This window comes from Paenibacillus xylanivorans, assembly GCF_001280595.1.
Classification (GTDB): domain Bacteria; phylum Bacillota; class Bacilli; order Paenibacillales; family Paenibacillaceae; genus Paenibacillus; species Paenibacillus xylanivorans.
In genome coordinates, this window is sequence record NZ_LITU01000059.1 from 1 (window position 1) to 9653 (window position 9653).

12 protein-coding genes and 1 other annotated feature are annotated in these 9653 nt (G+C 46.8%); all 12 genes read right to left on the reverse strand.

Annotated features, from left to right (window positions below; translation table 11 throughout):
• Positions 1 to 62: 62 nt before the first annotated feature.
• Positions 63 to 354: a binding site (T-box leader), on the reverse strand.
• A 58-nt stretch (positions 355 to 412) separates the two neighbouring features.
• Positions 413 to 922: a DivIVA domain-containing protein gene (locus AMS66_RS13000; protein ID WP_053781212.1), complete on the reverse strand. Its 510-nt coding sequence runs from the start codon at positions 920 to 922 to the stop codon at positions 413 to 415.
• Between the two features lie 241 nt (positions 923 to 1163).
• The gene (locus AMS66_RS13005; protein WP_053781213.1) at positions 1164 to 1946 is read right to left on the reverse strand and encodes a YlmH family RNA-binding protein; all 783 of its coding nucleotides are present in this window, start codon (positions 1944 to 1946) and stop codon (positions 1164 to 1166) included.
• A gap of 16 nt (positions 1947 to 1962) precedes the next feature.
• Complete coding sequence (locus tag AMS66_RS13010; RefSeq protein WP_082350680.1) at positions 1963 to 2232, reverse strand: YggT family protein; 270 nt, start codon at positions 2230 to 2232, stop codon at positions 1963 to 1965.
• 7 nt (positions 2233 to 2239) lie between these two features.
• On the reverse strand, positions 2240 to 2707 hold the full coding sequence (locus AMS66_RS13015; protein ID WP_024628406.1) for a cell division protein SepF: 468 nt from the start codon (positions 2705 to 2707) through the stop codon (positions 2240 to 2242).
• Positions 2698 to 3399 (reverse strand): YggS family pyridoxal phosphate-dependent enzyme, encoded by a 702-nt coding sequence (locus AMS66_RS13020; protein WP_053781214.1) that lies wholly within the window; start codon positions 3397 to 3399, stop codon positions 2698 to 2700. Before AMS66_RS13020 ends, AMS66_RS13015 begins: the two co-directional genes overlap by 10 nt.
• A 6-nt stretch (positions 3400 to 3405) precedes the next feature.
• On the reverse strand, positions 3406 to 4299 hold the full coding sequence (pgeF, locus tag AMS66_RS13025; RefSeq protein ID WP_053781215.1) for a peptidoglycan editing factor PgeF: 894 nt from the start codon (positions 4297 to 4299) through the stop codon (positions 3406 to 3408).
• Between the two features lie 51 nt (positions 4300 to 4350).
• On the reverse strand, positions 4351 to 4740 hold the full coding sequence (locus AMS66_RS13030; protein WP_236703372.1) for a YlmC/YmxH family sporulation protein: 390 nt from the start codon (positions 4738 to 4740) through the stop codon (positions 4351 to 4353).
• A gap of 197 nt (positions 4741 to 4937) precedes the next feature.
• On the reverse strand, positions 4938 to 5720 hold the full coding sequence (gene sigG / locus AMS66_RS13035) for an RNA polymerase sporulation sigma factor SigG (RefSeq protein ID WP_024628410.1): 783 nt from the start codon (positions 5718 to 5720) through the stop codon (positions 4938 to 4940).
• 111 nt (positions 5721 to 5831) lie between these two features.
• Positions 5832 to 6554: an RNA polymerase sporulation sigma factor SigE gene (gene sigE / locus AMS66_RS13040; protein WP_017687308.1), complete on the reverse strand. Its 723-nt coding sequence runs from the start codon at positions 6552 to 6554 to the stop codon at positions 5832 to 5834.
• Positions 6555 to 6565: 11 nt separating this feature from the next.
• Positions 6566 to 7546, reverse strand: a complete 981-nt coding sequence (spoIIGA, locus tag AMS66_RS13045) for a sigma-E processing peptidase SpoIIGA (RefSeq protein ID WP_053781216.1) — start codon at positions 7544 to 7546, stop codon at positions 6566 to 6568.
• 251 nt (positions 7547 to 7797) lie between these two features.
• Positions 7798 to 8910, reverse strand: a complete 1113-nt coding sequence (ftsZ, locus tag AMS66_RS13050; RefSeq protein ID WP_053781217.1) for a cell division protein FtsZ — start codon at positions 8908 to 8910, stop codon at positions 7798 to 7800.
• Positions 8911 to 9061: 151 nt separating this feature from the next.
• Positions 9062 to 9653, reverse strand: a 592-nt coding sequence (locus AMS66_RS33710) for a cell division FtsA domain-containing protein (RefSeq protein WP_330219316.1), incomplete at its 5' end; no start/stop codon positions are given.

Sequence of the window (9653 nt, forward strand, 5' to 3'; positions counted from 1 at the left end):
GGCACCTTCGGGCCTCATGGGCGTTCGCTTCTTTTTTTGGACACAAAAAAACCTCATCCCTGGAAAGGGACGAGGTTATGCTCGCGTTACCACCCTAATTCTGTTCATCACAAACCACATCCAATATAAATTGGGTATGCTCTGTCATCAACAGCGCTTATGCCCCGCTTCACTACAGCAGGGTGCCGATATAACGTTCGGCTCACGGTTTCGCTTACACACGGCCAATACTTCACCGCTTCAGCGTCACTTCTCCGGGGAGATATTCGGCTATAACTCATCCATTGGCTTGCACCAAACGCCAACTCTCTGAGGGATGAGATCATAACGTACTGAACCCGTCATGGAATCACTATTCATTATGAATATAGTTATAGCCTCTTTACAGGTAAAAGTCAACCAGGCGGATAGACTAATAAATTTCCTTCATTTCCCGCTCGCGGTCACGGACTTCCTGCTCCCGGCTCTCCAGCACTTCCCAACCATCCTGAGTCAACAGTTCAAGCTGCGCTTCAACAAGCGTTCGGAAACGAGCGCGATAAATCGATGCCTGCTTTTTCAGTTCTTCCACTTCCAAAGCAATTTTACGTGATTTGGACAACGACTCGTTTACGATTCGGTCCGCATTTTTCTCTGCTTCCTTCACGATCAATTGTGCTTCTTTTTTCGCATTACCCTTCACATCATCTGCAGCTTCCTGCGCAATGATGATCGTTTTGCTCAGCGTCTCTTCAATCGTTGCAAAATGATCAAGCTTCTCCTGAACGGACAGCAACTGATTGCTCAGCTCTTTGTTTTCGCGAATGACGCCTTCGTAATCTTTGATGACTTGATCCAGGAATTCATTGACCTCATCCTCGTCATACCCGCGCAAGCGTCGGGAAAATTCCTTGTTGTGTATGTCCAGCGGCGTTAATGGCATGCTGTCCACCTCCTGTAAAAGTTCCTTCCCGGACCGAGAAGGTTTGCAGCATATGGGTTCCACCCAAGGGGCCGTATGTGTGTGCCCAATCTTGACAACTAATACGGAATGCAGGATCAGACTCTGATCCTTTGGCGATCATATCAACCTTTGCACTTTAATGTATATCGGAAACACCGAATGTTTTTTGCACCTTTACCTTAAACATTTCGACAAGAAAGCAGGTTTTCCTGCAACACACTTAGGCAAATTTGCCGATTTTTACGCGACAGCGTCCCTTTTTGGTCAACCCATCCTGTTCCAACACCTTGAATCGCCCAAAACCTTGAATCGAAACCACGTCACCGGCTTTTAGTGATTTGGACGGATCTTCCTCTACCTTCCAATTCACACGACAGCGACCAGCCTTGATCGGGACCAGAACTTTACTACGACTAAGCCGATACACATCTGCACAGATGCCATCCAAACGCAGGGAAGCCACGGTTATGTCCATCGTCTCCAGTTTACTTCTGGACCATTTCAGCTGATCCAGTGCCAATAGCTCTGTAAACACATGTACCCGGTGCACCTGGTTCAATTGAAGCGATAAAAAAGCGCCGGTTTCCGACGCCACCACAGTATGGCACCCGTCCTCCAGCACTTGAATATCACCGATCTTGCCACGTTTCATGCCAAGCCCGAGCAGGGAACCCATATAGTCCCCATGCTCCAGCTCTTTAATCTTCTGATCGTCAGACGTAATGCTCAACACCTGCATACCCATATCTTCATCGTCCAGATACCGATAATCCGGTGCAATCAGCGCACGCTTACGTTCAGCTGTTTCATACCCACCATCCAGTCGGATCTGCACATCATCTCGACGGTTAACAAGCGTTTGTAAAATAAAGGCCTGTCTGGGATCAAGAAAGTCAGTTAGCTTCATGTCATGAAATTTACCTGCGCGTTCAACCCAGTCTGAGGCTTTATCGACAAAATCCCGCTCGTCATGACTAAAATGCTCGTAAATTTCACCGCTCATCTATGTTCACCCTACCCTAATATACAAAGTATCGGAGGACAGAGATCAGCCCATTAAGCGCGAGTTGAAGAACAATCAACGCCACAATCGGTGATATATCCAACACACCGAACAAAGGCGGAATAAATCGTCGGAAAGGTCTTAGATATGGTTCCACAAGCTTGCCTAGCCATTCACCGATGAAGCTTTCCCGTGCGTTGGGAAGCCATGACATCAATATGTAGACAATGACCATGTAAAAATAAATTTGGTATAACGTATACAACACAACTTCAACCTGTTGCAAAAGTGGCTCACCTCATTCTGTTATAATCTTGCTCGCTGTCAGCCAGTATTTCCGTAATTGCTCCCTGAATTTCAACCGTATCTGGCGTACAGAGAAAAATGTTGCCGCCAATTTTTGAAATACCGCCACCCAGTGCATACACTGTGCCACTCAAGAAATCAATGACGCGCAGTGCCTGATCCTGACGCACCCGCTGCAGGTTAACCACAACTGTACGATGGGAGCGCAGATGGTCAGCAATCTCCTGTGCTTCGTCATAAGAACGCGGTTCATAAAGGACGACTTTAACATTTTTCTGGGAATGAATGCTCACCACATTATTCCCCCTTTGGTTTCTACGTTTATCGAGACTTGAGGTTTCAGCTTCCTGTTGATCAGGATCATGTTCCTCTTGTGCCGCCATACGCTCACGTTCCACAATTTCTTCCTCTTCCTGGAGCCCGAGGAAATTCATAAACTTATTCATTACGCCCATTGTGAACCCTCCTCTTTTCCTACGAGAATCGATCCAAGCCGAACCCAGGTTGCCCCTTCTTCAATCGCCACTTCAAAATCATTGGACATGCCCATCGACAACTCGGTCAATGGCTCCGCCGTCAGAGCTTGTCCATTCAAATGGTCTCTAAGCTCACGCAGTCCGCGAAATACGGGACGTGTAAGCTCCGGATCTTCCTCATGGGGTGCCATAGTCATCAGGCCGATGACCTTCAGGTTGTTGAACGAACTGATTTCACGTAAAAAAGAACTCGCCTGTTCAGGCTGCAAGCCATACTTGCTTTCTTCACCTGAAATATTCACCTGCAATAATGTTTCCACCTGGATGCCAAGAGACGCCGCCTTTTTATCCAACTCCTTGGCCAGAGACAAACGATCCAGTGAATGTATGTAACGAAACTTACCGAAGACGTCCTTCACCTTATTCGTCTGTAAATGACCGATAAAATGCCAGGTACCCTGCTGACCGAATGCTTCCCATTTCGCTTGTGCATCCTGCCAGCGGTTTTCGCCAATATGCTCAAGACCGTGTTCCAGCACAGATCCCGTTGTTTCAAGTGAGACGTATTTCGTGACAGCAATCACATTAACATCCTCACGTTGACGGCCACTGCGCTGACACGCGGCTTCGATCTTCTGATTTACCAGTTGTATACGCTCCTCCAATGACACAGAGGGTCACCTCTCTTCCAGCCCAATCCAGCTCGCCATTCTCCCTGTAGTGCCATTTTCTTTACGATACGAGAAAAATAGCTCGGGATTGCAGCTTGTACACCAAGTTGTACATTCGATATGATCCGGCAATATTCCTGCTTTCATCATAATGTGTCGATTGCATTCTTTCAAGTTTAACATCGTTTTGCCATTTCCGGCAGGTCGATATACTTGATTTGATGCAGAGTTCTTGTATTCATCATTACCCGAGGAATGATCCAGCCAAACCCGCACATGCTGCATAACCGCTTCATCCACTTCATAACAGCAATCCCCAATCGAGGGACCAATTGCAGCACGGATATCCTGTCTGCGACTTCCATATTCCTGCTCCAACTTTTCAACCATCGATTCGGCTATACCGGCAACTGTACCTTTCCATCCCGCATGAGCAAGCCCCACCGCTTGTTGTACGGGGTCATAGAAATAAAGGGGTACACAATCTGCATAAAAGGAAGTCAGCAGCACACCAGGCACATTGGTGACCAAACCATCCGTATCCTGCAATGCAGACTGCCGATCCAGCAAACCTTTGCCCCGGTCTTCAGCTGTGATTACAGCGACATGTTTCCCATGAACCTGTTCTCCACAAGTCCAGGCTTCCAAAGGAAAACCCAACTTTTCAGCTACAAGTTTACGATTGTTTAGCACGTCAGCCGGATCATCCCCCACATGATAGGCACAGTTGAGACTCGCGTAAGGCGTGCTTCCGACACCACCCTGCCTTGTCGTAAAACCGGCTTTCATATGCTTAAACTCCAGTTTCCACGGCTCCACATATAATAACAACGGGTCAGGACCCAAATTAGAGTTCTGGCTCCCCGACCGTATTTCCTTATCCAAAATAAACGGTTCCATCTTCTCACCTCACAACTTCCAGTGTACCAAATGAACCCCGTTCTGTCTCGATTATATCGTTCGGCGCTGGCTGCGATCTAATCGTTCAATTCGTTCCACCCGATCCATGCGGCTGTTCTGTTCATCATACAAACGGGCTTCACGGTCACGCTCATCATAGTTATTTTCCTTCATTTCATCCATTTTAACCAAAATCACATCCGAACCGATCTTTACAATGTTTCTCCAGGGGATAATCAGATCCGTTCCCCCGCCGAACAGCCCCATAAAACGACTATAACCTGGCACAACAATCGCTTCAATTCGTCCCTGTTTTAGATCCAGCTCCAAATCGCTGATCTGACCCAGACGTTTGCCATCCGTAATGTTAATAACATCTTTGGTTTGAAAATCCGAAATTTTCATACCGCTACCCACCGGTTCACCTGTGTTCACTTTCATTTGGTCCCGCCCCCCAATTAATCCGCTTCTGCCCGTTCTCCGCTTCTATACAATATATGTTTCATACGCGAAAAATGTCCTCTTTTTCAGAGGAAACAGAACAAATTCACTTCCCCTAATGTCGAAATCCAAAAAGCAAAAAGACGATCAAAGGAAGGAATATCTCTTCCCTTGGATCGCCTCCTGGCTTTCACTTGTTACGACTTCACATGTTTCTGCATTTGTTGTATCGCTGATTTCTCCAGACGGGATACCTGCGCCTGGGAAATGCCAATTTCATCAGCCACTTCCATCTGGGTTTTCCCTTCGAAAAACCGCATCGACAGAATCATTTTCTCCCTTTGACCGAGACGGTGCATCGCTTCACGCAGTGCAATTTCCTCAATCCAGGACACATCCTTGTTTTTGTCATCACTGATCTGATCCATCACATAGATCGGATCTCCGCCATCATGATAGATCGGTTCAAAGAGTGAAACCGGGTCCTGAATGGCATCCAATGCAAAAACCACATCTTCCTTCGGCACATTCAGCACCTCAGAAATTTCGAATATCGTCGGTTCACGGGAATTTTTATTCGTCAGGCTGTCACGCACCTGAAGTGCCTTATAAGCAATGTCCCGCAAGGAGCGAGATACCCGAATTGGGTTATTATCGCGCAGGTATCGACGGATTTCACCGATAATCATCGGCACCGCGTAGGTTGAAAATTTGACATTCTGGGATAAATCAAAATTATCAATGGCTTTCATCAGGCCGATACATCCAACCTGGAACAGATCATCGACAAACTCTCCCCGATTGTTAAAGCGCTGAATGACACTGAGTACAAGACGCAGGTTGCCATTCACTAATTTCTCTCTTGCTGAGCGATCATGGTGTTGCTGAAGGGAATGAAACAATTCCCGCATTTCTGTGTTGGTGAGGACAGGCAACTTTGCGGTGTCCACGCCACAAATCTCGACTTTGTTTCGGGTCATCGTGATTTACCTCCCAAGGAGAAACATTAATGTACATTATCTCCGGGGCAGGCTTTTTTATTCGCACTTGGCATCCTTGCCATTAATACCCATTATGAAAAATGCTCCTGTTCAGACCATCTTGTTGAACTCCTTGCGGAGTCTTTTAATGATTCTTTTTTCGAGACGGGAGATATAGGATTGGGAGATTCCAAGCAGATCGGCGACATCCTTTTGTGTCTTTTCTTCCCCATCCGTCAAGCCAAAGCGAAGCTCCATAATCATTCGCTCCCGCTCGGTTAATTTTTCCAATGCCTTATGCAAAAGCTTCCGGTCTACCTGTTCTTCAATATTCCGATAGATTGTATCGTTCTCTGTACCGAGTACATCGGATAATAATAGTTCATTTCCATCCCAATCAATGTTGAGTGGTTCATCAAAAGAAACTTCTGTACGAATTTTACTGTTGCGTCTTAGGTACATCAATATTTCATTTTCGATACAACGGGAAGCATAGGTTGCCAGCTTAATTTTCTTTTCCGGGTCAAACGTGTTAACGGCTTTAATCAGCCCGATCGCACCGATGGAGACCAGATCCTCGATATTGATGCCTGTATTTTCGAATTTACGTGCGATGTATACTACCAACCGCAGGTTGCGCTCAATCAACATGGCACGAATCGCCGAATCCCCTGAAGACAGCTTTTGCAATAAAAATTCTTCTTCTTCACGTGTTAATGGGGGCGGTAGCGCCTCACTGCCTCCGATATAATAAATCTCTTCACTTTTCAAACCAAGCAGAAACAATAAACGATAGTACTGCAGCTGCGCCACCAGTTTCCATTTTACAAGCATGTACGTTCCTCCTATACCACATTCAGCGGCTTTTCTGTTGCTCCCGCAGAGATAGCCGTAGACTGCGCAGAAGCAGCGTCTTGCACAAGCTCAGGGTGAATCACGGCCTGGTACTTCCCATCGGATGACAATACGCCCCCGTCCAACCCTATTAATACCTTTGTCGTCTCATAACACATCTCATCCATCGTTACTTTCACCCGGTCTGGCTTCATTGCCAGCATAAACGCAGTTCCTTTGTTAATGCCTCGATAGGGCACGAGCCTTAAACGATCCTGCCAGTGGAAATCCTCCTGATCGAGCTCCATGATAAGGTTGTCCGGCGCCTCATCCTTCAACCTGCCCTTCCATGCAGCAGGCAGCATGTCTTGCCATAACGATACCTCCATGACCATGACGGGCATACGTGAAAGGGGGTCTGTGAGTTGATTTCCTGTATCCAGAAGGCCTGTACAAGAAATAGTCACCTCGTCAATAAAAACCTCTACTTTACCCAAGTACGTTGTCATTCGGTCTGTTTTTCGTTTCGAGCTCTGCACGGCTTTGAATAAAAAAAGCACGGCAAAAAAGACGACAAACGTAAACCAGAAGGCGATTTTCAGATCAAATGACATTCCACCTGATGCGGTAAACCAAATGCCGTTGAACAATTCCCCAGAGCTTTGCAGCATGTAATGCACACCCAGAATTCCTCCGGCGGCGACAAAATTGATTACATAAAAGGTGCCCAAAGTCCGCATAAATGCCTGAAGACCCTTAAACCCAAATGCAATACTCAGCATAACCAGAGACAATCCAAACTTGATCAAAAAGGTGAACATAAAATCAAACTCCGGCACAAACATCATGACGACGTACAGCGCACCCACGATCGCGGACAGCAACCATCTCCACCAGACCAGCTTCGTTTTGCGCATCCAGGCCGTCAATCCGATGAGTGCACCGTCAATACACAGGTTTGTCAAAAAAATAAGATCCACATAAACAACCACATTCTTCACCTGCCTGCGCGCAACATATCGAAATAACGTTATCCGATATTCATGAGCATATTCACAAGTATAAGGAGCGCACTTTTCAAAGTCTGTCTAATCATGGGGGGACCCTTTCAACTTTTTTTGTCGGAATTACTCAGGACCCTTGTTCAGAATTTGTTCAATGATGTGTGATAAGATGTAAAAAAACAAAAAGACCCGGTTGCTCCATCAGGAGTACCGGGTCTTGATTGAAATCTATTATCGTATTAATCGTTATTATTATTGCGTGAACGATTGCGCAAAAATGTCGGAATATCCAGCTGATCACTGCTCGGCTGATTTCCGAACGGACGCAGGTTCGGCGAACGGTTATCCGCAGGCTCACTTGCTGGAGCCGGTTTACGTCCAGGTGGTGGTGAAGCAGGTTTGTCTTCAAAGCCGGTAGCAATAACCGTCACTTTGATCTCCTCCTTCAGATCCTCATCAATGATGGCACCAAAGATCATGTTCACTTCCGGATCGGAAGCTGACGTAACAATCTCAGCTGCTTCATTGACTTCATACAGGGACAGGTTAATGCCACCCGTAATGTTCATAATGACACCACGTGCACCTTCGATGGAAGTTTCCAGCAAAGGACTCATGATGGCTTTGCGTGCTGCTTCTGCTGCACGGTTCTCGCCAGTCGATTCACCAATCCCCATCAGCGCAGATCCACGCTCGTGCATGATCGTTTTGACGTCTGCAAAGTCAAGGTTGATCAGACCCGGTACTGCAATCAGATCGGAGATACCTTGTACCGCTTGACGAAGCACGTTATCCGCTTGGCGGAATGCTTCAAGCATCGGCGTCTTTTTGTCAACAATCTCAAGCAAACGGTCATTCGGGATCACAATCAGTGTATCCACTTTTTCCTTGAGTGCTTCGATCCCTTGTTCTGCATGGCTGGAACGTTTGCGTCCTTCAAATGTGAACGGGCGAGTGACCACACCTACAGTAAGTGCGCCACATTCCTTGGCGATTTCAGCAATCACCGGAGCCGCACCTGTACCTGTTCCACCGCCCATACCTGCGGTTACGAATACCATGTCTGCGCCTTTAAGCGTGTTCATGATTAGATCACGGGACTCTTCCGCTGCTTTTTTACCTACATCCGGGTTGGCGCCAGCGCCAAGACCACGGGTTAATTTATCACCGATTTGCAACTTGTGCTCGGATTTCGCCAGGTGTAGTGCCTGTGCATCCGTGTTCACCGTAATAAATTCAACACCTTGTACACCATTTTCAATCATTCGGTTGACTGCATTGCTCCCGCCGCCGCCTACACCGATGACTTTAATCTGAGCCAAGCTCTCCATCTCGAAATCAAATTCCAACATATTATTCCATCTCCCCCTCAATGTGCATGGATGGCCCGTCCAATTTTTGATTTGAACCGAATCAATTTCATATATCGACGAACGAAAGCGTTTATTTTAGAACCAGCGCATTCAGACCGCTTCAAGAATTGTATGAAATGGATTCAACCTGTTATATAAATTCGCTGAACATATTTTTCAGTCGTTCGAACAGACCTGGTTTCTGCTCCGATTCCTGGGCCGTATTCGGCTTAGGACGGTTGGTCGGTTTTTTGTTGTTATTATTGTTGTTGTTATTTCCACCGCCGCTGTTGATCGAGGGACGAATACGCAAACTGCGGATTACACTGTGCAAAATGCCGACTCCGCTCGTGTAGCCAGGGTCACGCACACCAATATAATCCGGCACCGCAACTCGTACCGAAGCAGCAAGCTCATGCTGAGCTACCTGCAGAACACCCGGCATAGAGACCGTACCTCCCGTTAGTATATAACCTCCAGGAAGATCATTGTAACCAAGACGCTTCACTTCTTGAGAAATCATCTGGAATATTTCCTGAACCCTAGGTTCAATAATAGCCGCCAGATCCTCTTGAGAGAACTCCTTGTCTACGTTGCTGCCGATCCGTGTTACTTTGAACATGACATCCGCAGCAGCATCATCCAGCCATGCGCAGCCATATTTCAGTTTCACCTTTTCGGCTTGATCTGTTAATGTACGCAGACCATAGGCGATGTCATTGGTTACAAACTCCCCGCCAATA

What these genes read in the sequence shown, in the direction of transcription:
- AMS66_RS13000 (WP_053781212.1), bottom strand. Translation starts at nt 922, where the DNA reads ATGCCATTAACGCCGCTGGACATACACAACAAGGAATTTTCCCGACGC.
- AMS66_RS13005 (WP_053781213.1), bottom strand. Translation starts at nt 1,946, where the DNA reads ATGAGCGGTGAAATTTACGAGCATTTTAGTCATGACGAGCGGGATTTT.
- AMS66_RS13015 (WP_024628406.1), bottom strand. Translation starts at nt 2,707, where the DNA reads ATGGGCGTAATGAATAAGTTTATGAATTTCCTCGGGCTCCAGGAAGAG.
- pgeF (WP_053781215.1), bottom strand. Translation starts at nt 4,299, where the DNA reads ATGGAACCGTTTATTTTGGATAAGGAAATACGGTCGGGGAGCCAGAAC.
- AMS66_RS13030 (WP_236703372.1), bottom strand. Translation starts at nt 4,740, where the DNA reads ATGAAAGTGAACACAGGTGAACCGGTGGGTAGCGGTATGAAAATTTCG.
- sigG (WP_024628410.1), bottom strand. Translation starts at nt 5,720, where the DNA reads ATGACCCGAAACAAAGTCGAGATTTGTGGCGTGGACACCGCAAAGTTG.
- sigE (WP_017687308.1), bottom strand. Translation starts at nt 6,554, where the DNA reads ATGCTTGTAAAATGGAAACTGGTGGCGCAGCTGCAGTACTATCGTTTA.
- ftsZ (WP_053781217.1), bottom strand. Translation starts at nt 8,910, where the DNA reads ATGTTGGAATTTGATTTCGAGATGGAGAGCTTGGCTCAGATTAAAGTC.